Source organism: Serratia sp. Je.1.23.a (genome assembly GCF_051129805.1).
GTDB classification, from domain to species: domain Bacteria; phylum Pseudomonadota; class Gammaproteobacteria; order Enterobacterales; family Enterobacteriaceae; genus Serratia; species Serratia liquefaciens.
Window position 1 is genome coordinate 948,908 of the sequence record NZ_JBCPSR010000001.1, and the last position, 23,195, is coordinate 972,102.

Sequence of the window (23,195 nt, forward strand, 5' to 3'; positions counted from 1 at the left end):
CTTTGTGACGCAGGTCAATATTAAAAAATGCGAAAGGCCAGCTAAGCTGGCCTTGGTTTTGTAACTAAATTAATTAGAAAATGTATTATCTGATTAATTAAAAGGTTGCATTACGTGGTGTGCGAGGGAACGGAATTACGTCGCGCACGTTTTGCACACCGGTGACATAGGCGATTAAACGCTCAAAACCTAAACCGAAGCCGGCGTGTGGCACGGTGCCGTAACGACGCAGGTCACGATACCACCAATAATCTTCTTTATTCAGGCCCATGGCATCCAGACGCTGATCCAGCACGTCCAGACGTTCTTCACGCTGAGCACCGCCGATGATCTCGCCGATGCCTGGGGCCAACACGTCCATCGCCGCAACGGTTTTACCGTCGTCGTTCATACGCATATAGAAAGCTTTGATGTCTTTCGGGTAGTTTTTCACCACCACCGGCGCTTTGAAGTGTTTCTCGGCCAGATAACGCTCATGCTCGGAAGACAGATCGATACCCCAGGAAACCGGGTTCTCGAAAGTCTGGCCAGAGGCGATCAGAATTTCCACCGCTTCGGTGTAATCAACCTGAGCGAAGTCGGAAGAAACAAAACGCTTCAGGCGGTCAATCGCATCTTTGTCTACGCGTTCTGCGAAGAACTGCATGTCATCCATACGCTCGTTCAATACGGCCTGGAACACATACTTCAGCATTTTCTCTGCCAGTTCCGCGATATCCTCGAGATCAGCAAAGGCGACTTCCGGTTCGATCATCCAAAACTCGGCCAGGTGACGGCTGGTGTTGGAGTTTTCGGCGCGGAAAGTCGGGCCGAAGGTGTAAATTTTCGACAACGCACAGGCGTAGGTTTCGCCGTTCAACTGGCCGGAAACGGTCAGGAACGCTTCTTTACCGAAAAAGTCCTGGCTGAAATCGACAGCGCCTTTATCGGTACGTGGCAGGTTTTCCAGATCCAGCGTGGAAACGCGGAACATTTCGCCGGCGCCTTCGGTATCGGAAGCGGTGATCAGCGGGGTGGAAACCCAGAAGAAACCATTCTCGTGATAGAAGCGGTGAATAGCCTGCGCCAGGGTATGGCGAACACGGGCAACGGCACCGATCAGGTTGGTACGTGGGCGCAGGTGCGCCACTTCGCGCAGATATTCGATGCTGTGGCGTTTGGCCGCCATCGGGTACGTGTCCGGATCGTCAACCCAACCGACCACTTTAATCTCGGTCGCCTGCAGTTCGAAACTCTGACCTTCGCCTGGAGAGGCGACCACTTTGCCTGTCACTTCAATCGAGCAACCGGTGGTCAGATGTAACACTTCATCCTGATAATTCGGCAGAGAATTATTAACGACGGCCTGTAACGGATCAAAGCAGGAACCGTCATAGACGGCCAGGAAGGAGATACCAGCTTTAGAATCTCTCCGGGTACGCACCCAACCGCGCACGGTGACTTCACTGTCAACCGCAGCACGGCCTTGCAGTACGTCGACTACAGGCACTACGCTCATAGATTTCTCTCTTAATAATTTGGTTTAGAAATAGCTTACAACCCAAGAATATGGGGATGTTGCTATGTTACTTGCCGCGGTGCAGAGCACAAGCAGAAATCGCCGGATTGGAGCAACATTTCTTGGCTCTGGGCGAAAAGGGAGCACGGCAAAGTCTCTTATAAAGAAGAAAAAAGCCGGCGTGAGGTCTTCAGCCGGCTTTTTCGCGTTGGCAGGGCGGTGTGGCTTAGCTGGCTTTCTTCACCAGCGGTAAATCGAAGGCCTTGCGTAACGCTTTCACAAAGGCCTGATCCTGGCAGATGGTTTTGCCCGGGCTGTCGGACAGTTTAGCCACCGGCTTGCCTTTGCATTCGACCAGCTTGATCACGATGTTCAGCGGTTTAACCCCCGGGATATCGCAGGTCAGACGCGTACCTATGCCGAACACCAGATTGACGCGTTGGTAGAAACGGCGATACAGCGCCATCGCCTTGTCCAGATCCAGATTGTCGGAGAACACCAGCGTTTTGCTCATCGGGTCGATGCCGAGCTTCTGATAATGCGCAATGGCTTTCTCGCCCCATTCGAACGGATCACCCGAATCATGGCGCAGGCCCTGATAACGCTGGGCGAACTGCGGACCGAAATCACGCAGGAAGGCGTCCATGGTGATGCAGTCGGTCAGCGCGATGCCGAGCTGGTCCGGATATTCATCCAGCCAGGCTTGCAAAGCTGCACGTTGGCTGTTGGCCAACACCGGGCTGATTTGCTGGTGCGCCTGGAACCATTCATGAGCCTGAGTACCCACGGGCGCCAGAGCAAGCTGGTGGGCCAGATCGTAGTTGCTGGTGCCGACCAGATAAGGAAATTCGTCTTTCAAGGTGCTGACAATCGCCTGCTGCACACTCTGCGAGAAACGACGGCGGGTGCCGAAGTCCATCAGTTTGAAGCGAGAAATGTCCACGTCAGCGCTCATGGCTTTAAAATGCTCGAGTTTGCTGCGCAGATGAGCGACGGCCATCTCAGGCGTGACTTCCGGGGAGCGGTGACGGTGCACCACCTCACTGATCACTGCCAGCAGTGGGACTTCCCACATGATCACTTCACGCCAGGGACCGGCAATGCGGATGTGCAACTTGCCCGCATGATCTTCGATCTGAACCTGTTGCGGATCGTAACGAAACTCGCGCAGCCAGTTCAGGTAATCCTCGCGGAAGAAAGGCAACCCGGAAAGATAGTTGAACTCAGCGTCTGTTAGCGCCAGTTGGCTCATCAGTGCGATCTGGGCACGGATCTCGTCGGCATATTCGCCAAGCAGCTCGTCACCGCGGCAGCGGAATTCCGCCGCCACGCTGATAGCAGGATAGCGATGGAACACTGCTTGCTGCATATGAAGCTTATAAGCATCAGTATCAAGCAGTGATGTCAAAATCGGGGAGGCGTATTGAGTCATATCGCGTTACTGCATCCTCGTCAGGCGCGTGTCCAAATCCGGATAATCATAAAAAAGTGGGGGGAGTATACCCGGATTATCCTGTTATTGAAGCTGCATCACACCACAATTCATCGGAGCCGGTCGAGGATTAAACGTGCCTTTATCTCTGCTTGCCATCAGGATACCGACAGAAAAGTCAGATAAGTCTGTAAGGTGAATGACTTAGCCTAATTAGTCATAAAAATTATAATGTTAATTATTTTAAACAACAATTCAGATAAAACCGTTCTGGGTATGAATGCCTATCCGGTCTTTGCCGTTTTTCTTGCAAAAATAGAGCGCTTCATCCGCCTGTTTGATTGCTGCCGGCAACAAGCGGATATCGCGAACCTGGGCAATGCCGCAACTGGTGGTGAAGCGGACGTTTTGCCCATCGGTTAGTGTCAGGCTGAACTGGTGCGTACGCTCGCGTAGCTTGGACATCACTTCCTGCGCATTTTCCAGCGTACAGTTACCGAGGATCACGGCAAATTCTTCACCACCGTAGCGACAGAAAATGTCGCTGGAGCGGAAGGTGCTTTGCAGCAGCTTGCCAAATGCCACCAGCACCAGGTCGCCTACGTGATGGCCGTAGGTGTCATTGAGGCTTTTGAAATTATCAATGTCGATCAGACAAAAAGCGAGTGGGTAGCTGCCGGCAGCCAGCGATTCGCACTCCAGGAAGAATTTGCGCCGGTTATAGATATTGGTGAGAGGATCGAGATAGGAGGAGGCTTCCAGCTCTTTAATCAGCAGGTGTTTCTCATTTTCCAGCGTTACCTTTTCCAACTGGTACTGTTTAAGCTGTTTGATAGCGTCGCTGATGGCTATCAACTCCTGGCCGTAGAACACTTCGTTGCGAGCGATATTCATATCGCCGTGGGACAAGCGCAAAATATTATTATGCGTTTTCGTCAGCCAGCGGCTGATATTTGAACAGTAAACCAGCGTAGGCAGGAAGATAAATAGCGCAATCAGACCCGCCAGCGAAATCATGCCGTCAATGGCGGTTTGGCTGTCATAAATCTTGCTCTGCGAGGCGGCGGTCTCCATTTCGAAACTGCGCTGATAGAGCCGTTGTGACAGCTCACTCAGGTTTTTAACATAGGGATAAATAGCGTCTGTAGGGTAGGCGGTATGCGTGTTTACGGCGGTATATAATCCTTCGGTAATGATCTTGATCTGCTGAGCTGACAGCTGCCCCAGAATCTCATTCACCAGTGCAGTAGTTTTCACGTCGTTATAGGTAAGTTTCATAAAAATCAGCCGAGTACTCAACGCATTCAATACGCCGGTGAGCTGAATTGCTTTCAGATAAGCGTCTTTGCGCGCCAGTCGATTGGTATTGACGTCAATAATCTGATCGATGAGTTCGGTCACTGACATGTTCAGCCGGTTATTTAATCGCACTGCCTCAAGAAACATAAATGAATCGCCATCGACCATGCGGTTATCGTAGCTATAGCGGTAGTAACTTTTACTGGCCTGGGAAATATAGTAAGCGCTATTGATATTGAACAGATTGGCATTGGCTTCGGTCACCTGCGAAAGCTGCAGGTTGTCATTATTGAGCAATTGTTCCATCAGACTGAGCATGGAAAGTGCGGCAATTTTTTGCCTGATGCCGAGCCGTTGCGAGATTTCGCTGTCGATGTGCGGTCGGAAGTGGGCAATTTTCTCCCGCGCTACGCGATCGGCGTCTTGCCACTGATGTGGAGTGATACGTGGGTCGATCAGGCTTAAACGTTTAAGGCGATGTGCCAATAGTGTGGCCTGAAAAGCCTCTGAAATCTCTTTGGCTCGGGTAATTTTGTATAGATTGAGTTGGTTGTCGCGATACTCGGTGTCAGCTTCCGACAACTCATCGGAAATAAACAGGGCAAATGAGGACATCAGGGCAAAGGTAAAAAAATAGATCAGATATTTTACTTTCATATGCACTACGCGTCCTTGAGCCCGATCCGCTAATTATATCACTGAGTCTCCCGGCCTGTCTTGGCTATACCCAATAAGGGAAGATTGCCTGCAAAGTGCCGTTGAGCCGGGAAGGCTGCTCCGTGAGATAGGGTAAATTCGCACTTTTGACGCCGATGTTCTCATCTGGAAAACGTACAACTCCGCAGGGCATCTTTAGCATTTAATGCTGATTTTGATGCCGCATCAGGTGAAGGAGCCTGATGGCGTGGGCAATTCTTCGACAGGATTACGATCCACCTCCGATTTCTCCGCTCCTGTGGCCTGCTCTCTCTGGGTTTTTTTTGTAGCTGTGATACAGTTTATTTACAATCAGGCTCATCGAAATTTCTGCTCTTTTCCGACGGCGAAATAGGCGAATGATGAAAGCCTGGCACCTGTAACTCACTGAGACGTCAAAGGGTTTTTATGACACAACAGCCACAGGCGAAGTATCGCCACGATTATCGCGCGCCAGATTACACCATCACTGATATTGACCTGAATTTTGAGTTGGATGCAGAGAGCACTCGCGTCACTGCCGTCAGCAAAATCAAACGCCAGGGCGCTGCCGATGCGGCGCTGGTGCTGAACGGTGAAGACCTGACGCTGGTGAGTATTGAGATCGACGGTCAGCCGTGGACAGTCTATCAGTTGCAGGATAACAAACTGGTTATCGAGCAATTGCCAGCACAATTTACCATGACTATTGTCAATGATATCCACCCGGCCAAAAACACCGCGCTGGAAGGACTGTATCTGTCCGGCGAAGCGCTGTGTACCCAATGTGAAGCTGAAGGCTTCCGCCACATTACTTATTATCTCGACCGCCCGGATGTGCTGGCGCGGTTTACCACTCGCATCGTGGCCGACAAGGCGCGTTACCCGTTCCTGCTGTCAAACGGCAACCGCGTGGGGCAGGGCGAACTGGAAGATGGGCGTCACTGGGTGCAGTGGCAAGATCCTTTCCCAAAACCCTGTTATCTGTTTGCGCTGGTGGCCGGTGATTTCGACGTGCTGCGCGACAGCTTTACCACCCGTTCCGGTCGCGAAGTGGCGCTGGAGCTGTTCGTTGACCGCGGTAACCTGGATCGCGCCGATTGGGCAATGACCTCCCTGAAGAACTCGATGAAATGGGACGAAACCCGTTTTGGCCTGGAGTACGATCTCGACATTTATATGATCGTCGCGGTCGACTTCTTCAACATGGGCGCGATGGAGAACAAAGGGTTAAATATTTTTAACTCCAAATACGTGCTGGCGAAAGCCGAAACCGCCACCGACAAGGATTACCTGAATATCGAGGCGGTGATCGGCCACGAATATTTCCACAACTGGACCGGCAACCGCGTGACCTGTCGTGACTGGTTCCAGCTCAGCCTGAAGGAAGGGCTGACGGTATTCCGCGATCAGGAGTTCAGCTCCGATTTGGGCTCGCGTCCGGTCAACCGTATCGATAACGTGCGCGTTATGCGCGGTGCGCAGTTCGCCGAAGATGCCAGCCCAATGGCGCATGCTATTCGTCCGGACAAAGTGATCGAAATGAACAACTTCTACACCCTGACGGTGTACGAGAAAGGTTCCGAAGTGATCCGCATGATGCATACGCTGCTGGGAGAAGAACAGTTCCAGAAGGGGATTCAGCTCTATTTCGAGCGTCATGATGGCAGTGCGGCGACCTGTGACGATTTCGTTCAGGCGATGGAAGATGCGTCCAACGTTGACCTGTCGCTGTTCCGCCGCTGGTACAGCCAGTCTGGTACGCCGTTACTGACGGTTCGTGACGAATACGACGCCGAGCACCACCAGTACCGTCTGCACGTCAGCCAGAAAACCGCGCCGACCGCCGATCAGCCGGAAAAACTGCCGCTGCACATCCCGCTGGATATTGAATTGTACGATGCACAAGGCAACGTGATTGCCCTGCAGAGAAACGGCTCGCCGATCAATAACGTGCTTAACGTCACCGAAGCGGAACAGACCTTCGTGTTTGATGGCGTGGCGCACAAGCCGGTACCGTCCCTGCTACGTGAGTTCTCTGCACCGGTTAAACTGGATTATCCGTACAGCGATCAGCAACTGACCTTCCTGATGCAGCATGCTCGTAATGAGTTTGCCCGTTGGGATGCGGCACAGAGCCTGCTGGCGACCTACATCAAACTGAACGTGGCCAAACATCAGCAACAACAGCCGTTGTCGCTGCCGCTGCACGTTGTTGATGCGTTCCGCGCCGTATTGTTGGACGAGAAGTTGGATCCGGCGTTGGCTGCACAGATCCTGACGTTGCCTTCAGAAAGTGAAATTGCCGAGCTGTTTGCCACTATCGATCCTGAAGCGATCGCCGTGGTGCACGAAGCGATCGTCCGCTGTCTGGCGAAGGAAATGGCTGATGAGTGGCTGGCGGTTTATCACGCTAACAAGACCGACGGCTACCGGGTTGAACATGCTGATATCGCGAAACGTGCGTTGCGCAACGTGTGCTTGGGTTACCTGGCCTTTGGCGATGAAGCGCTGGCCGACCGATTGGTGACGGAGCAGTATCGCCAGGCGGATAATATGACCGATTCGCTGGCGGCACTGGCCGCTGCGGTGGCGGCGCAATTGCCTTGCCGCGACGCGCTGCTGGCGGCCTTTGACGAACGCTGGCACCAGGATGGTCTGGTGATGGACAAGTGGTTTGTGCTGCAGGCGACCAGCCCGGCGGCGGACGTGCTGACCAAAGTGCGTGGGTTGCTGAAACACCGTTCATTCAGCCTGAGCAATCCAAACCGCACACGCTCATTGATTGGAGGCTTTGCTTCTGCCAACCCGGCGGCGTTCCATGCGGCGGACGGCAGTGGCTATCAGTTCCTGGTGGAAATCCTCAGCGATTTGAACCAACGCAACCCGCAGATTGCTGCTCGCCTGATCGAACCTTTGATCCGCTTGAAACGCTATGATGCTTCACGTCAGGCATTAATGCGCAAAGCGCTTGAACAGTTGAAAGGACTGGAGAATTTGTCCGGTGACCTGTTCGAGAAAATCACCAAGGCGCTCGACGCGTAAGTCTAAAAAGGGACGGCATGCCGTCCCTTTTTTAATTTGCTGCGCGGCGTGTGGCCTGGCTTAAGGGGGAGGGCGGAGACAATACTCTGTCCAGCACCTCGGCTTCCAGCTCTGCCAGTTTGACCGACCCTTTGCGTCGTGGGCGCGGCAGGTCGACGGTCAGATCCAAACCGATACGGCCTTCTTCAATCAAAATCACACGATCCGCCAGCGCAATGGCTTCACTGACGTCATGTGTCACCAGCAATACGGTGAAACCGTGCTGTTGCCACAACCCTTCAATCAATCCCTGCATTTCAATTCGCGTCAAGGCGTCAAGCGCCCCCAAAGGTTCGTCCAACAGCAACAGGCGTGGACGGTGGATCAGCGCACGTGCCAGAGCCACTCGTTGTTTTTGTCCTCCGGACAAGGCCGCTGGCCACTCGTTGGCGCGGTCGGCCAGCCCGACGGCTTCCAGCGCTTGCAACGCATCGGCACGCCAGTTACCGCGCAGGCCAAGGCCCACATTGTCGATCACCTTTTTCCACGGTAGCAGGCGGGCGTCCTGAAACATTAAGCGGGTATCGTCTCTGGCGCTGGCAAGGGGCGCATTCCCGCTCAGCAAGGCGCCGCTGGTGGCTTTTTCCAGTCCTGCCATTAGACGCAGCAGCGTGCTTTTACCGCAGCCACTGCGGCCGACCACGGCGACAAACTGTCCCGCGCTGATGCGCAATTGAATATTGTCCAGCACGGTGCGGTTACCGTAGCGCTTGGCAATGGACTCCAGCGTGACCGGCGTCCCTTGGGGAATTCGAGCGGGAGTCGTCATAGCGCTTCTCCTTGTTTCAGTTGATAGGCCGGGTGCCAGCGCAACCAGACGCGTTCCAGCAACTGTGCGCTGACGTCCGCCAGCTTGCCGAGCAGGGCATAAAGCACAATCGCCACCACCACCACGTCGGTCTGCAAGAATTCACGTGCGTTCATCGCCAGATAACCGATACCCGAATTGGCGGAAATGGTTTCGGCCACGATCAGCGTCAGCCACATAAAGCCCAACGCGAAACGCACGCCGACCATAATCGACGGCAGAGCGCCTGGCAAAACCACCTGAGCAAAGAGCTGGAAACCGCTCAGACCGTAGCTGCGTGCCATTTCAAGCAGGCCGTGATCGATATTCTTGATACCGTGATAGGTATTCAAATAAATGGGGAACAGCGTGCCTAACGCCACCAGAAAAATCTTGGCGGACTCATCGATACCGAACCACAGGATCACCAGCGGGATCAGCGCCAGATGCGGCACGTTGCGGATCATCTGCACGGAGCTGTCCAACAGGCGCTCACCCCAACGTGACAAACCGGTGATAAAGCCCAGCACCAGCCCAATGCTGCCGCCGATGCTAAAACCGATCAGTGCGCGCCAACTGCTGATCGTCAGGTGTTGCCACAATTCGCCGCTTTTGGTTAGCGTCCAGAAGGCGGTGACGACCGCGCTCGGCGCCGGCAGAATACGGTTCGACAGCCACCCCGCCTCGACGGAGATTTGCCAGATAACCACCAGCGCTACCGGCAATGCCCAAGGGGCCAGCCGGTGCAATATGCGTTGTGTACCCTTCGCCATAAGGGGGCTCCTCAGCTTTGCGACGCTTTTTGCGGAATATAGATATTGGCCACCACTTCTCCCTGGGCCTTGACCGGTTTGCGCTGCGTGGGGATTTGGTTTTCCACCAGGTCAAGATGGGGGAACAGCAGTTCGCCGACGCGATAGGCTTCTTCCAGGTGCGGGTAGCCGGACAGGATAAAGGTATCGATGCCCAGATCGGCATATTCCTGCATGCGCGCCGCCACCGTCGGGCCGTCGCCGACCAGGGCAGTACCGGCCCCGCCACGGACCAAGCCCACCCCGGCCCACAGATTGGGGCTGATCTCCAGATTGTCTTTTTTGCCGCCGTGCAGCGCTGCCATGCGTCGTTGCCCTACAGAGTCAAAGCGGGCAAATGCCTTTTGTGCATCGGCGATGGTTTTTTCATCCAGATTGGCAATCAGTCGGTCTGCTGCACGCCAGGCTTCTTCCGTAGTTTCACGCACGATCACGTGCAGGCGAATGCCGAAGCGCACCTTGCGACCTTTAGCCGCTGCTTTGGCGCGGACCTCGGCAATTTTTTCTTTCACCTGCGCCGGGGGTTCTCCCCAGGTGAGGTACATTTCAACCTGTTCGGCGGCCAGATCCTGCGCAGCGGCAGAGGATCCGCCGAAATACAGCGGCGGACGCGGTTGTTGCACCGGCGGGTACAGCAGCTTTGCCCCCTTCACCTGAATATGCTTGCCATCGAAATCGACGGTTTCCCCTTCCAGCACCTTTCGCCAAACGTGGGTGAACTCTGCCGATGCCTCGTAACGTTCTTCGTGATTCAGATGCAGCCCTTCCGCCGCCAGCTCCTCGGGATCGCCGCCGGTAACCAGGTTGAACAACGCTCGACCATTGGAAAGACGATCCAGCGTCGCCGCCTGGCGAGCCGCCAGGGTGGGCGAAATTATGCCGGGGCGCAAAGCCACCAGGAATTTCAGCCGTTGAGTAACAGGAATTAACGATGCGGCCACGAGCCAGGAGTCTTCACAAGAACGGCCGGTGGGGATCAACACGCCGCCGAACCCTAGCCGATCGGCCGCTTGGGCAATTTGCTGCAAATAGCCGTAATCAACGCTGCGCGCGCCTTCGGTGCTGCCGAGATAGTGGCCGTCGCCATGGGTTGGTAAAAACCAGAATACGTTCAGGCTCATCGTCTATTCTCCAAAATTATTGTGCGCTCGGGCGCCAGATGCGTTGCGAGATATCGACCTTCACGGGCACCAGACGGTTGGCGTAAAACAGATCGGCGGTTTGCTGCTGGGCGGCAATGGTGCGTGCGTCCAGCGGTTTGATGGCGGTCGGTGGACGGTGATCCAAATAAGACGAGATCACTTTTTCCGGCAGCCCCATGGCGTTCGCCAGCAGCGTGACGCTTTGCGCCCGGTCGCTTTGGGTCAGCGCATCCGCTTTGGTCAACTCATCGAGCACCTGCTGAATAAACGGCCCGTTAGCTTCGGTATAAGTGCGCACCGCCAGATAGAAGGAGCCGGTTTGATTCAAATCGGTGCCGTCACCCAGCACCCGCACGCCGCCCTGCAACAAGGCTGCGGAATAGTACGGGTCCCAGATGGTCCAGGCATCGACGTTGCCCTGCTGGAATGCGGCGCGGGCATCTGCCGGCGTCAGGTAAACCGGTTGGATATCGGTGAATTTCAGTCCGGCTTTTTGCAGCGAACGCAGCAGCAGGTTGTGGGAACTGGAGCCTTTCTGGAAGGCGACCTTGTGGCCTTTCAAATCAGCGACGGTTTTGATCGGGCTATTTTCCGGCACCAGGATCACTTCCGCCTTGGGTTTAGGTGGCTCTACGCCGACATACAGCAGATCCGCCCCGGCGGCCTGGGCAAAGATCGGCGGAATATCGCCGGTGCTGCCCAGATCGATACTGCCGACGTTCAACGCCTCAAGCATCTGCGGGCCGGCGGGGAATTCGATCCAACTGATTTTGGTAGTGGGGAAACGCTGTTCCAGCAGGCGGTGGGATTTTGCCAATACCAGACTGACCGATCCTTTTTGATAACCAATACGAAACTGCGCCGGATCCTGTGCGCTGGCGGAATTGATCCACGCCAGTGAGATGATGCCGGCCAAAGCGCCAGTGCCAAGCCAACGGCCAAGTGATGAAAGTCGCGTCATTCTCTTTCCTTATATAGAGCGTGCTGTCAGGCGGTTTGACGTGCAAACAGAGACGGGGAGAGTTTTGCCTGGGGCGGTTTACGGCGACCGAGTGCCAGGTAGAAGCTTTCCAGGGCTTCTTCCAACCGCGATGCCAGCCCGTCGGACAGCGTGATATCTTCACCGCTCAATACCACCTGGCTATCGTCGGCGAACACCCCGTGCAGCACTTCCTGAGCTTTCAATGCCGCCAACACCGGCTTAAGGGCATAGTCCACTGCCAACATATGACCAATAGAACCGCCGGTGGCCAGGGGTAACACCACCTTATGGTCAAGCGCTCGCTCCGGCAGCAGATCCAGCAGGGTTTTCAGCGCACCGGAAAACGAGGCCTTATACACCGGCGTAGAGACCAACAGGCCGTCGGCCAAAGCCAGTTGCTCGGTAAAGGCTTTTATCGCCGGGCTATTGAAATTGGCGTACAGCAAGTCTTCTGCATCAAAGTCGTGCAGGGTGTAGGAGATCACTTCTACACCTTGCTGCTGCAACCAATTTTTACTCAAGGAAAGCAGGGCCGCTGAACGTGATGGGATGCGAGGGCTGCCGGACAGTGATATAACGCGCATTACCACTCCTTATAACTAAAAGTTAGGTTTAATTAAAAAATCGTCGAGAAGTGTTTTAAACCTATCAGCAAAGGGGCGGGTTACTTAAATCTCATTTTTTGATTTTGATATGCGTAAATGCGGATTGGCGGGGCATTGGCTCCCCGTCAGGGGAAACGATTGCGTTAAAAACGCTTTTTTTGCTTTTAATCAATTCCAATTGGCCAAGGGATACCGGATAATACGCCCCCGGTTTGCAACCGGGAAATCAGGAGAGTACATGTACTACCCCCTCATCAGAAAAGCGTTGTTCCAGCTCGATCCCGAGCGTGCGCATGAATTGACTTTTCATCAGCTCCGCCGCGTCACCGGCACCCCGTTAGAATTTGTTATTCGCCAGTCTGTGCCGACCAAGCCAGTAAGCTGCATGGGGCTCTCTTTTAAAAATCCTTTGGGTTTGGCCGCCGGCCTGGATAAAGACGGCGAGTGCATCGACGCATTTGGTGCCATGGGCTTTGGCTTTGTCGAAGTTGGCACCGTGACGCCACGCCCGCAGTCGGGCAATGACAAACCGCGTCTATTCCGCATCGTGGAAGCGGAAGGCCTGATCAACCGAATGGGCTTTAATAACCAGGGCGTGGATAATCTGGTTGAAAACGTTAAGAAATCCCATTTCGGCGGTATTCTGGGGATTAATATCGGTAAGAATAAAGATACCCCGGTCGAGCAAGGAAAAGACGATTATCTGATCTGTATGGATAAAGTTTATCCGTATGCCGGTTATATCGCGATTAACATTTCGTCACCCAATACGCCGGGGTTACGATCCTTACAGTACGGCGAAGCGTTAGACGATCTTTTGGCCGCCATTAAAAATAAGCAGCAGGAATTGCATGCGCGCCATCACAAATATGTGCCGGTGGCGGTAAAGATCGCGCCGGATCTTTCAGAAGAAGAATTGATCCAAATAGCCGACAGTTTGGTGCGCCATAATATTGATGGTGTGATCGCGACCAATACCACGCTGGATCGTAAATTGATCCAGGGGCTGAATTATTGCGAGCAAATGGGGGGCCTAAGTGGTCGTCCACTGCAGGCGAGCAGCACCGAAGTGATCCGTCGTTTGTCGCTAGAGCTGCAAGGGCGTTTACCGATTATCGGCGTTGGCGGAATTGATTCCCTGATGGCCGCACGGGAAAAAATGGCGGCCGGTGCTTCGCTGGTACAAATTTATTCCGGATTTATCTTCAAAGGTCCGCGCCTGATTAAAGATATCGTTAACTACATCTAATATTTTTCCTTTCATTTTCAGCCGGGGGTTTATTTCTTCCCCCGGCTCGTCTATATTTTGTCCACTAGCATAAATATCGTTCGCGGAATTATCCGATGTTTAAGCAACTTGAGTGGTGATAAAATCACCTTTTAGGGTAAATACGGCGTGGCATGGGCAGCGAGAAGGATAAGACATGAAGATAAAACCTGACGATAATTGGCGTTGGTATTTTGACGCCGAACACGATCGGCTAATGCTGGATTTAGCCAATGGGATGATCTTCCGCTCGCGTTTTCCTGCCAAAATGTTAACGCCGGATGCCTTTGATGAGTGTTCTTTCTGTGTGGATGACGCGGCGCTTTATTTTAATTATGAAGAGCAGTGCAAACAGATAAAGCTCAGCCATGAACAACGCGCCGAACTGGTATTAAATGCCCTGGTGGCCTATCGCTTCCTGAAACCGCTGATGCCGAAAAGCTGGCATTTCTCGCAGCAGCATTACCCGTTGCAGCCGAAAAATGGCGAATTAGCGGCGGTGAAGGTGATGGAGAGCGGCGTTGAAGCGCGTCTGCTGGTGGTGGAAGCCGGTGATAACGCCAGCCTGTGCCTGCTGGCGCAAAACCAACTCTCCGTCGCTGGTCGCACTATGGTTCTGGGTGACGCCATCAAAGTGATGCACGATCGCCTTAAACCCTGCGCGCAAGATGAAACTTCCGCCCCGGCTTACGACAGGGCGGTATAACGGCGATTACGCCAGCGTCAAATCGCTTTTTGGAATACAGCTGCAGCAAAGGATGGTGCCATTGTTGGCTACCGCACTTTTCTTCAGCGGCGCCACTTCGCCACTGACCAAGGTGATGCGACAACTTCCGCAAATTCCCGCACGGCATGAATAAGGCACGCGGAGCCCTTGCTGTTCCAACTGCTCCAGTAAGATCTGCTGATTATTGCCGGTAAACACCGTTCCCGCGTATTCGATAGTGACGCTATGTTCACTGTCCTGCGGTGCCTGCACGCTCTCAACCACTTTTCCAGCGCCATACGGGCGTGGCGGCTTGGTGGATAACACTTCTACTCTATCGCCGACGCGGATAATACCGCTGCTGCGCGCCACCATATTCTGGCCAAAATCGATATCGCCGTTATCAGCCGTGCGGAATTTCTGCAGAGTGCTCAGTGGTTCGCCGCTTGGGTGCTTGCGCCCACGTTCGGTGCTGACGGTGGTCAACACGCAGCGGCTACAGGGCTTGACCAGATCAAACATCACGTCACCGACGCGGATCACCTGCCAACCATCCTCGGCCCAGGCATTCGCGCCGGTGACCACCAGATTGGGGCGGAACTGCTCAAGCTTGATGCTGCCGGGGCAACGTTGCTGCAAATCGTTGAATGAGGCTTCGTTGATCAGCAAATAAGGATAGCCGTCGGCGAAAGAAAGGGGGATTTCCGGGTGTTTTTTCACGCGGCGGGTCAGCTCGGGGCCAAGCCAACGCAGCTGCACTTCACGCTGGAAATAACCGCTCAGCCAGCTGTTAATCGCTGCCGGCGCAATCAGGGCGGTGAAATGATTGCCCCAAACTTCGGTCGGTTGCGCCTCAGGGGCGAAATCGCTGAAGCGGATGGCCGCACTTTCTCCGTCCGGCGCGGTCAGAAATAGCCCATCGGGCAGCAGAGCCGGGGTGAACATCACCATTTGCGGATATTGGCGCGCGGTAATAAAGGTGCCATCCGGTTCGGTGATCATAAAGGTACGGTCGAAAGCCAATCCACTGCTGGAAGCCTGCGCGTGCGAAAGCTGCAAACCACGAAGCGATTTCACCGGATGAACGTAAATTTTCGAAAGCGTAATCACCCTTATCCCCGTGCGATTATTAAATAGAAGGGAGCAACTTTATGACAAGCGGTCTGGATTAGCTATAATGCGCAACAATTTTCTTTTTGGTGATAAGTACGATATGAACTCTCTGTTTGCCAGCACGGCGCGTGGACTGGAAGAACTGTTAAAAAGCGAACTGGAAGCGCTGGGCGCTCACGCCTGTAAAGTAGTGCAGGGTGGGGTACATTTTCAGGGTGGCGATCGTCTTCTGTACCAAAGCTTGCTGTGGAGCCGTCTGGCCTCACGTATTTTGCTGCCGCTGAATGAATTCCGCGTGCACAGCGATCTGGATCTGTATCTGGGTGTGCAGGCGATCGACTGGACTAACATTTTCGGCGTGGATAAAACCTTCGCCGTGCATTTCAGCGGCGTGAACGAAGAGATCCGCAACAGCCAATATGGTGCGTTGAAGGTTAAGGACGCCATCGTCGACAGCTTCACTCGCAAACTCGACCAGCGTCCGACGGTTGCGAAGCAACAGCCGGATATTCGCGTCAATGTGTTCCTGCAGCGTGATATGGCCAGCGTGGCGCTCGATCTGAGCGGTGAAGGCCTGCATCAACGTGGCTACCGTGATCTGACCGGCCAGGCACCGCTGAAAGAGAGCCTGGCGGCGGCGATTGTGCAACGTTCCGGCTGGCAGCCGGGGACTCCGATGCTCGATCCTATGTGTGGCTCGGGGACGCTATTGATCGAAGCGGCGATGATAGCTTCCGATCGCGCTCCGGGTCTGCACCGTCAACATTGGGGCTTTACCGCCTGGAATGGCCATAACGTCGATCTGTGGCGCGAAGTGATCACCGAAGCACAGGTGCGTGCACGCCGTGGCTTGCAAGAAACCACCTCACGTTTCTTCGGTTCTGATATCGATCGTCGGGTGATTGAAATGGCGCGCGGCAATGCCCGTCGTGCAGGCGTTGCCGAACTGATTACCTTTAACATCAACGACGTCGCCAAACTGACCAATCCACTGCCGGAAGGCCCGACGGGCACCGTAGTGTGCAACCCGCCGTACGGCGAGCGTCTGGAAAGTGAACCGGCGCTGATCGCCTTGCATAATATGCTGGGCCGTATCATGAAGAGCGCATTCGGCGGCTGGCAGTTGTCATTGTTCAGCGCATCGCCGGAACTGCTGAGCTGCCTGCAACTGCGTGCCGAACGCCAGTTCAAGGCCAAAAATGGCCCGCTGGACTGCGTGCAGAAAAATTACCAACTGGCGGAGAACCCACAGGGCTCCGGCGGTATTCAGGTAGCGGAAGATTTTGCCAACCGCCTGCGCAAGAACCTGAAGAAGCTCGACAAGTGGGCCAAACAGCAGGGCATTGAATGCTATCGCCTGTATGATGCTGACCTGCCGGAATACAACGTGGCGGTAGACCGCTACGGCAGCAAGGTGGTGGTACAAGAGTATGCGCCGCCGAAAACCATCGATGCGCAGAAAGCGCGTCAACGTCTGTTCGATGTGATCAATGCCACGCTGGCGGTGCTGGAATTGCCGTCCAATCAGCTGATCCTGAAAACCCGTGAGCGCCAGAAAGGCAAAAACCAGTATGAAAAACTGGCGCAGAAGGGCGAGTTCCTGTTGGTGGAAGAGTTTAACGCCAAGCTGTGGGTTAACCTGACAGACTATCTCGATACCGGCCTGTTCCTCGACCACCGCATTGCTCGCCGCATGCTGGGTGAGATGAGCAAGGGCAAAGACTTCCTCAACCTGTTCGCCTATACCGGCACCGCCAGCGTACACGCCGGATTGGGTGGCGCGCGCAGTACCACCACGGTGGATATGTCGCGTACCTATCTCGAATGGGCAGAGAAAAACCTGCGCGTTAACGGCCTGACCGGCAAACAGCACAGATTGATCCATGCGGATTGCCTGTCATGGCTGCAAAATGCCGACGAACAATTCGATGTGATCTTTATCGATCCGCCGACCTTCTCCAACTCCAAGCGGATGGAGAACACTTTTGACGTTCAGCGCGATCACCTGGTGCTGATGCAAGATTTGAAACGGTTACTGCGTCGTAACGGGACCATCATGTTCTCGAACAACAAGCGCGGTTTCCAGATGGATATGGCCGGCCTGAGCGCCCTGGGTCTGGAGGCGAAAGAAATTACCGCCCAGACGCAGTCGCAGGACTTTGCCCGTAACCGTCAAATTCATAACTGCTGGCTGGTTACCCACGCCGGCGAAGGAAAATAATTACTATGTCGTTAATCAGCATGTCCGGTGCCTGGCTGTCCTTCAGCGATGCGCCGCTTTTAGATAACACCGAAATTCATATTGAAGACAACGAACGCGTTTGTCTGGTTGGGCGTAATGGCGCCGGTAAATCCACGCTGTTGAAGATCCTCGGTAAAGAAATTCCGCTGGACGATGGCCGGGTGATTTACGAGCAAGATCTGATCGTTGCGCGTCTGCAACAGGATCCCCCGCGCAATATCGGCGGGACAGTATTCGATTTCGTGGCCGAAGGCGTGGCCGAGCAGGCGGAACACCTGAAGGCCTATCACGCGATTTCGCACCTGGTGGAAACCGATCCGAGCGAAAAAAACCTGACGCGTATGGCGCAGATTATGGAAATCCTCGATCACCAGGGACTTTGGCAGCTCGACAGCCGCATCAGCGAAGTGCTGTTGCAGCTGGGCCTGAACGGGGACGCGGAGCTTTCCTCGCTTTCCGGCGGTTGGCTGCGTAAAGCGGCGCTGGGGCGCGCGCTGGTCAGCTCTCCACGCGTATTGCTGCTGGACGAACCGACCAACCACCTGGACATTACCACCATCGACTGGCTGGAAGGCTTCCTGAAAGAGTTCCAGGGCAGCATCGTGTTCATTTCCCACGACCGTTCCTTTATCCGCAACATGGCGACGCGCATTGTCGATCTCGACCGTGGCAAGCTGGTGTCCTGGCCGGGCAATTATGATCTGTATCTGCTGAGCAAAGAAGAAGCGCTGCGGGTAGAAGAGCTGCAAAACGCCGAATTCGACCGCAAGCTGGCGCAGGAAGAAGTGTGGATCCGTCAGGGCATCAAGGCGCGTCGTACCCGTAACGAAGGCCGCGTACGTGCGCTGAAGGCGTTACGTAACGAGCGTTCAGAACGTCGTGAAGTGATGGGCACCGCCAAAATGCAGGTTGAAGAAGCGGTACGCTCCGGCAAGATTGTGTTCGAGATGGAAGACGTCAACTATCAGGTCGGCGGTAAAGTGCTGGTGCGCAATTTCTCCGCTCAGGTGCAGCGCGGCGACAAGATTGCCCTGGTCGGTCCGAACGGCTGCGGCAAGACGACCTTGCTGAAGCTGATGCTTGGCCAGTTGAAGGCCGACAGCGGTCGCGTACACTGCGGCACCAAGCTTGAAGTGGCCTACTTCGACCAGCACCGCGCCGAACTGGATCCGGAACGTACGGTGATGGACAACCTGGCAGAAGGCAAGCAGGAGGTGATGGTCAATGGCCGTTCCCGCCACGTACTGGGCTATCTGCAGGACTTCCTGTTCCACCCGAAACGCGCCATGACGCCGGTGAAAGCATTGTCAGGCGGCGAGCGTAACCGTCTGTTGCTGGCCAAGCTGTTCCTGAAGCCAAGCAACTTATTGATTCTCGATGAACCAACCAACGATCTTGACGTCGAAACGCTGGAGCTGCTGGAAGAGTTGATCGATGGCTATCAGGGCACCGTGCTGCTGGTGAGCCACGATCGTCAATTCGTCGACAACTCCGTGACTGAGTGCTGGATCTTTGAAGGCAACGGCGAGATCAGCACCTTTGTCGGCGGTTATTACGATGCGCACCACCAGCGCGCAACGGCAAAACCTATTCGTCAGGTTGCGGCTGAACAGAATAAACCGGCGGCGGAGAAAAAGGCTGAACAGCCCAAGAAACCGGCGGCTAAACTGAGCTATAACTTGTTACGCGAACTGGAACAGTTGCCGCAACGCCTTGAACAGCTGGAAGCGGAAATTGAAGCACTGCAGGCGCAAATGAGCGATGCTGATTTCTTCACGCGCCCTCACAGCGAAACACAACAGGTGTTGACGGCGCTGGCCGCTGCCGAAGGGGCGTTGGAAGAAGCCTTCGCCCGTTGGGAAGAGTTGGAAGCGATGAAAAACGGCTAACCGTTGAGAATACCGTCCGCGCGCTGCTGCGGACGGTATTGCCGTACCGGTGAGCGACGTTGTTAAGGAGGATTATGGTGTGTTCCCACGAGAATCACGAGCAGCACAGTCACGCAACACACGCAAAACAGCAACAGGACAATCTGATGCTGTGTCCACAATGCGACATGTTGGTGGCGTTGCCGCCGCTGGCATATGGTTCAAAAGCGGTATGCCCGCGTTGTAAAACGACCCTCAGCTCACGCTGGCAGGAACCGCGCAAGCGGCCAATTGGCTATGCCCTCAGCGCATTGTTCATGCTGCTGCTGGCGAATATTTTCCCGTTTATCAATATGCGCGTTGCCGGCCTCGGTAACGAAATCAAACTGATCCAGATCCCGCAGGTGATGGTGGCGGAAGACTACGCCAGCATGGCCACGTTGTTTATGGTGTTCGTACAGTTGATCCCTGCATTCTGCATGGTGGCGATCATTGTGCTGTGTGCCCGAGTGCGCATCCCCCTTGGCCTGAAAGAGTGGATGGCCAAGATGCTGTTCCAGTTTAAAACCTGGTGCATGGTGGAGATTTTCCTCGCAGGGGTGTTGGTCAGCTTCGTCAAGCTGATGGCCTATGGCGATATCGGTATCGGCAGCAGCTTTGTGCCTTATTGCCTGTTCTGCCTGCTGCAGGTGCGTGCCTTCCAATGTGTCGATCGCCGCTGGTTATGGAATGACATTGAACCTGCACCGCGGCTCGATCGTCCAATGCAGGTTGGGCACATCGGGTTGCGCCAGGGCCTGCGCTCTTGCCAATGCTGTACGGCGATTCTGCCGGCCGAGATGACCCGTTGCCCGCGTTGCCACACCAAAGGTTATGTCCGTCGTCGCCACAGTTTGCAATGGACATTGGCACTGCTTGTCACCTCTATCATGCTGTATATTCCGGCTAATCTGCTGCCTATTATGGTTACCGAAGCCCTGGGCAACAAAATCACCTCTACCATCATGGCCGGGGTGATCCTGCTGTGGGGCGAGGGATCTTATCCGGTGGCGATGGTGATCTTCATCGCCAGCATCATGGTGCCTTCGTTGAAAATGTTGGCGATTGGCTGGTTGTGCTGGGATGCTAACGGCAGGCATAAACCCCGGGCTGACAGCGAACGGATGCACCTGATTTATGAAGTGGTTGAATTCGTTGGCCGTTGGTCAATGATCGACGTGTTTGTGATTGCCGTGCTTTCGGCATTGGTACGGATGGGACAATTGATGAGTATTTATCCTGCTACTGGCGCACTGCTGTTCGCCATGGTGGTGATCCTCACTATGTTTGCTGCCATGACGTTTGACCCCCGGCTGACCTGGGATCGCGTAAATGAAACAATAAAAAAGGAGCCGCAAGGTGACGGAAAATAATCATAGCGTCGCGGACGTTGAAAAGATCAAGCGCTGGTCGCCGGTGTGGATTATCCCCATCGTCACTGCGCTGATCGGCGCCTGGATCCTGTTTTACCATTTCAGCCACCAGGGGCCTCAGGTGACGCTGGTCACCACAACCGCTGAAGGGCTGGAGGCGGGTAAAACCAAAATCACCAGCCGTAGCGTTGACGTCGGTGTAGTGGAAACCGTGACCCTGAGCGATGACCTGAGCAAGGTGGTGGTGCAGGCTCGGTTAAACTCCGGCATGGAGAAATTGCTGCGCGAGGATACCGCCTTCTGGGTGGTGAAACCGCAGATTGGCCGTGAAGGCATTTCCGGTCTGGGTACGTTGCTGTCTGGGGCTTACATCGAGCTGCAGCCGGGCAAAAAAGGCAAAGAGAAAAACGATTACCAACTGCTGGATGCACCACCGTTGGCTTCTCCGGACGCCAAAGGTTTGCGCATCATACTGGACAGTGAGAAATCGGGTCAGTTGAATGCCGGCGATCCGGTATTGTTCCGTGGCTACCGCGTTGGCTCGGTAGAGACCAGCTATTTTGATCCGAAAATGCGCGCTATGCGTTATCAGCTGTTCGTCTCAGCTCCTTACGACCAACTGGTGACCAGCAACGTTCGCTTCTGGAAAGACAGCGGCGTGGCCTTCGACATGTCCGCGCAGGGGATGCGGGTAGAAATGGGGTCCCTGGCTACGCTGTTCAGCGGTGGCGTCAGCTTTGACGTGCCGGACGGTTGGGATCGCGGTGAGCAGGTAAAAGAGAAAACCGAATATCAGCTGTTCGATAACCAACGCAGCATCCAGGATTCGTTGTACACCGTACACAAAGATTACCTGATGTTCTTCTCCGACTCGATCCGTGGCCTGCAGCCGGGGGCGCCAGTTGAGTTCCGCGGCATCCGTTTGGGGACCGTGGCGCAAGTGCCATTCTATAAAGAAGGTATGATGCAGCGTCTGGATAACGATTACCGGATCCCGGTGCTGATCCGCATCGAACCCGATCGTTTCCAAAAACAGTTGGGCGGCAATTTCGATATTGAAGGCCATCTGAAAGATGCTGAATCTCGCGGTATGCGTGCTGCGCTCAAATCTGCCAACCTGCTAACCGGTTCACTGTACATCGATCTGGATTTCTATCCGCAGGAGAAACCGTGGAAAGGGCCGCGTGAGCTGTTTGGTTATCCGTTGATGCCGACCACCAGCGGCGGTCTGGCGCAGATCCAACAGAAACTGATGCAGACCTTGGATAAGATCAACGCGATGCCATTGAATCCGATGATCAATGAAGCGACCAAGACCCTGGCGGAAAGTCAGAAAACCATGAAGTCGACGCAACAGACCATGAAATCGTTGAACGACATCATCGCCAGCAAAGAGATGAAGGCACTGCCGCAGGATATGCAGAAAACGCTGCAGGAGCTGAATCGCAGCATGAAAGGCTTCCAGCCAGGTTCACCGGCCTACAACAAGATGGTCGGCGATATGCAACGTCTCGATCAGGTGCTGCGTGAGTTGCAGCCAGTGCTGCGCACTCTGAACGAAAAGAGCAACGCGCTGGTATTTGAAGCCGCGGGCAGTAACGATCCTCAGCCGAAGAAGGCCAATAAATGATGAAATGGATTCCTGTAGCCCTGGCGCTGGTACTCAGCGCCTGTAGCAGCACACCACAGAAAACCTACTACCAACTGCCGGCGCTGGGTGCGCCGACACAGGTGAGCGGCGGTGAGACTTCTCGCCAACTGTGGTTGGAACACGTCACCGTGGCGGATTATCTGGCGCAGAACGGCGTGGTTTATCAAACCAATGATGTGCAGTACGTTATTGCTCAGAATAACCTGTGGGCCAGCCCGCTCGACCAGCAGCTGCAGCAAACGCTGGTCACTAACCTGAGCAGCGCATTGCCGGGCTGGGTGGTCTCCTCCCAGCCGATGAGCAGCGATCAGGATGTGTTGAACGTGACGATCAGCGGTTTCCATGGTCGTTTTGATGGCAAGGTGATTATTCGTGGCGAATGGGTGCTGAGTCATCAAGGCAAGCTGACCAAACGGCCATTCAGCCTGGAGCTGAAACAGGGCGAGGATGGTTACGATGCGTTAGTCCGTACCTTGGCGCAAGGCTGGCAGCAAGAGGCGCAGTCCATCGCCTCGCAGGCCGGTCGTTTTTAGTCATAATTTGGACTAAAAAGGTCTAATCCCTTCCGATGAAAAATATTAAAACTTTTCGTCGGGAGGGATTTTTATTTTATTTCAATT

Annotated in this window: 17 protein-coding genes; 8 read left to right on the plus strand and 9 right to left on the minus strand. The window is 54.5% G+C overall.

What is annotated here, in order from left to right; all coding sequences use genetic code 11:
• Positions 1–97: 97 nt before the first annotated feature.
• The 3 genes from asnS to AAZT04_RS04540 form a co-directional block, all read right to left on the minus strand.
• Positions 98–1,498 carry an asparagine--tRNA ligase gene (gene asnS / locus AAZT04_RS04530; protein ID WP_020826151.1) on the minus strand — a complete coding sequence of 467 codons (1,401 nt, stop codon included), beginning with the start codon at positions 1,496–1,498 and terminating at the stop codon, positions 98–100.
• 226 nt (positions 1,499–1,724) lie between these two features.
• Positions 1,725–2,930, minus strand: a complete 1,206-nt coding sequence (gene pncB, locus AAZT04_RS04535) for a nicotinate phosphoribosyltransferase (protein ID WP_020826152.1) — start codon at positions 2,928–2,930, stop codon at positions 1,725–1,727.
• 255 nt (positions 2,931–3,185) lie between these two features.
• Positions 3,186–4,886 (minus strand): GGDEF domain-containing protein, encoded by a 1,701-nt coding sequence (locus tag AAZT04_RS04540; RefSeq protein ID WP_128864124.1) that lies wholly within the window; start codon positions 4,884–4,886, stop codon positions 3,186–3,188.
• A 447-nt stretch (positions 4,887–5,333) separates the two neighbouring features.
• Here AAZT04_RS04540 and pepN point away from each other — a divergent pair, with 447 nt between their 5' ends.
• The gene (pepN, locus tag AAZT04_RS04545) at positions 5,334–7,949 is read left to right on the plus strand and encodes an aminopeptidase N (protein WP_261156887.1); all 2,616 of its coding nucleotides are present in this window, start codon (positions 5,334–5,336) and stop codon (positions 7,947–7,949) included.
• 31 nt (positions 7,950–7,980) lie between these two features.
• On the opposite strand, the gene ssuB is transcribed toward pepN, so the two are convergent.
• The 5 genes from ssuB to ssuE are packed head-to-tail and all read right to left on the minus strand — an operon-like array spanning position 7,981 to position 12,295.
• Positions 7,981–8,757, minus strand: coding sequence for an aliphatic sulfonates ABC transporter ATP-binding protein (gene ssuB / locus AAZT04_RS04550; RefSeq protein WP_020826155.1), 777 nt, complete (start codon positions 8,755–8,757; stop codon positions 7,981–7,983).
• Positions 8,754–9,548: an aliphatic sulfonate ABC transporter permease SsuC gene (gene ssuC / locus AAZT04_RS04555; RefSeq protein WP_020826156.1), complete on the minus strand. Its 795-nt coding sequence runs from the start codon at positions 9,546–9,548 to the stop codon at positions 8,754–8,756. Before ssuC ends, ssuB begins: the two co-directional genes overlap by 4 nt.
• Before the next feature lie 11 nt (positions 9,549–9,559).
• Positions 9,560–10,708 (minus strand): FMNH2-dependent alkanesulfonate monooxygenase, encoded by a 1,149-nt coding sequence (gene ssuD / locus AAZT04_RS04560; protein ID WP_020826157.1) that lies wholly within the window; start codon positions 10,706–10,708, stop codon positions 9,560–9,562.
• 16 nt (positions 10,709–10,724) lie between these two features.
• Complete coding sequence (locus AAZT04_RS04565) at positions 10,725–11,690, minus strand: sulfonate ABC transporter substrate-binding protein (RefSeq protein WP_020826158.1); 966 nt, start codon at positions 11,688–11,690, stop codon at positions 10,725–10,727.
• Positions 11,691–11,716: 26 nt separating this feature from the next.
• A complete protein-coding gene (ssuE, locus tag AAZT04_RS04570) occupies positions 11,717–12,295 on the minus strand; it encodes an NADPH-dependent FMN reductase (RefSeq protein WP_020826159.1) in 579 nt (192 codons plus the stop codon).
• Positions 12,296–12,554: 259 nt separating this feature from the next.
• On the opposite strand from ssuE, the gene pyrD reads away from it, so the two are divergent.
• Both pyrD and AAZT04_RS04580 read left to right on the plus strand, forming a co-directional pair.
• Positions 12,555–13,565: a quinone-dependent dihydroorotate dehydrogenase gene (gene pyrD / locus AAZT04_RS04575; RefSeq protein WP_020826160.1), complete on the plus strand. Its 1,011-nt coding sequence runs from the start codon at positions 12,555–12,557 to the stop codon at positions 13,563–13,565.
• A 175-nt stretch (positions 13,566–13,740) separates the two neighbouring features.
• The gene (locus AAZT04_RS04580; RefSeq protein WP_020826161.1) at positions 13,741–14,289 is read left to right on the plus strand and encodes a cell division protein ZapC; all 549 of its coding nucleotides are present in this window, start codon (positions 13,741–13,743) and stop codon (positions 14,287–14,289) included.
• Positions 14,290–14,295: 6 nt separating this feature from the next.
• Here the strand turns inward: AAZT04_RS04580 and AAZT04_RS04585 are convergent, their stop codons facing one another.
• Positions 14,296–15,399, minus strand: coding sequence for a YcbX family protein (locus tag AAZT04_RS04585; RefSeq protein ID WP_020826162.1), 1,104 nt, complete (start codon positions 15,397–15,399; stop codon positions 14,296–14,298).
• A 103-nt stretch (positions 15,400–15,502) separates the two neighbouring features.
• Between AAZT04_RS04585 and rlmKL the strand changes: the two genes are divergently transcribed.
• The 5 genes from rlmKL to pqiC all read left to right on the plus strand — a co-directional run bounded on the left by rlmKL (position 15,503) and on the right by pqiC (position 23,108).
• Complete coding sequence (gene rlmKL, locus AAZT04_RS04590; RefSeq protein ID WP_129983636.1) at positions 15,503–17,623, plus strand: bifunctional 23S rRNA (guanine(2069)-N(7))-methyltransferase RlmK/23S rRNA (guanine(2445)-N(2))-methyltransferase RlmL; 2,121 nt, start codon at positions 15,503–15,505, stop codon at positions 17,621–17,623.
• Between the two features lie 5 nt (positions 17,624–17,628).
• Positions 17,629–19,533 carry an ABC transporter ATP-binding protein gene (locus AAZT04_RS04595; protein ID WP_046373980.1) on the plus strand — a complete coding sequence of 635 codons (1,905 nt, stop codon included), beginning with the start codon at positions 17,629–17,631 and terminating at the stop codon, positions 19,531–19,533.
• A 74-nt stretch (positions 19,534–19,607) separates the two neighbouring features.
• Positions 19,608–20,924: a membrane integrity-associated transporter subunit PqiA gene (gene pqiA / locus AAZT04_RS04600; RefSeq protein WP_020826165.1), complete on the plus strand. Its 1,317-nt coding sequence runs from the start codon at positions 19,608–19,610 to the stop codon at positions 20,922–20,924.
• Positions 20,911–22,554 (plus strand): intermembrane transport protein PqiB, encoded by a 1,644-nt coding sequence (gene pqiB / locus AAZT04_RS04605; protein WP_020826166.1) that lies wholly within the window; start codon positions 20,911–20,913, stop codon positions 22,552–22,554. The genes pqiA and pqiB overlap by 14 nt, the downstream gene beginning before the upstream one ends.
• Positions 22,551–23,108 carry a membrane integrity-associated transporter subunit PqiC gene (gene pqiC / locus AAZT04_RS04610; RefSeq protein WP_129983611.1) on the plus strand — a complete coding sequence of 186 codons (558 nt, stop codon included), beginning with the start codon at positions 22,551–22,553 and terminating at the stop codon, positions 23,106–23,108. The genes pqiB and pqiC overlap by 4 nt, the downstream gene beginning before the upstream one ends.
• The last annotated feature ends 87 nt before the right edge of the window (positions 23,109–23,195 follow it).

Bases quoted from the DNA above. Each gene is read 5' to 3' on its own strand.
- asnS (WP_020826151.1), bottom strand. From the start codon at position 1,498: ATGAGCGTAGTGCCTGTAGTCGACGTACTGCAAGGCCGTGCTGCGGTT.
- pncB (WP_020826152.1), bottom strand. From the start codon at position 2,930: ATGACTCAATACGCCTCCCCGATTTTGACATCACTGCTTGATACTGAT.
- AAZT04_RS04540 (WP_128864124.1), bottom strand. From the start codon at position 4,886: ATGAAAGTAAAATATCTGATCTATTTTTTTACCTTTGCCCTGATGTCC.
- pepN (WP_261156887.1), top strand. From the start codon at position 5,334: ATGACACAACAGCCACAGGCGAAGTATCGCCACGATTATCGCGCGCCA.
- ssuB (WP_020826155.1), bottom strand. From the start codon at position 8,757: ATGACGACTCCCGCTCGAATTCCCCAAGGGACGCCGGTCACGCTGGAG.
- ssuC (WP_020826156.1), bottom strand. From the start codon at position 9,548: ATGGCGAAGGGTACACAACGCATATTGCACCGGCTGGCCCCTTGGGCA.
- ssuD (WP_020826157.1), bottom strand. From the start codon at position 10,708: ATGAGCCTGAACGTATTCTGGTTTTTACCAACCCATGGCGACGGCCAC.
- AAZT04_RS04565 (WP_020826158.1), bottom strand. From the start codon at position 11,690: ATGACGCGACTTTCATCACTTGGCCGTTGGCTTGGCACTGGCGCTTTG.
- ssuE (WP_020826159.1), bottom strand. From the start codon at position 12,295: ATGCGCGTTATATCACTGTCCGGCAGCCCTCGCATCCCATCACGTTCA.
- pyrD (WP_020826160.1), top strand. From the start codon at position 12,555: ATGTACTACCCCCTCATCAGAAAAGCGTTGTTCCAGCTCGATCCCGAG.
- AAZT04_RS04580 (WP_020826161.1), top strand. From the start codon at position 13,741: ATGAAGATAAAACCTGACGATAATTGGCGTTGGTATTTTGACGCCGAA.
- rlmKL (WP_129983636.1), top strand. From the start codon at position 15,503: ATGAACTCTCTGTTTGCCAGCACGGCGCGTGGACTGGAAGAACTGTTA.
- AAZT04_RS04595 (WP_046373980.1), top strand. From the start codon at position 17,629: ATGTCGTTAATCAGCATGTCCGGTGCCTGGCTGTCCTTCAGCGATGCG.
- pqiA (WP_020826165.1), top strand. From the start codon at position 19,608: ATGGTGTGTTCCCACGAGAATCACGAGCAGCACAGTCACGCAACACAC.
- pqiC (WP_129983611.1), top strand. From the start codon at position 22,551: ATGATGAAATGGATTCCTGTAGCCCTGGCGCTGGTACTCAGCGCCTGT.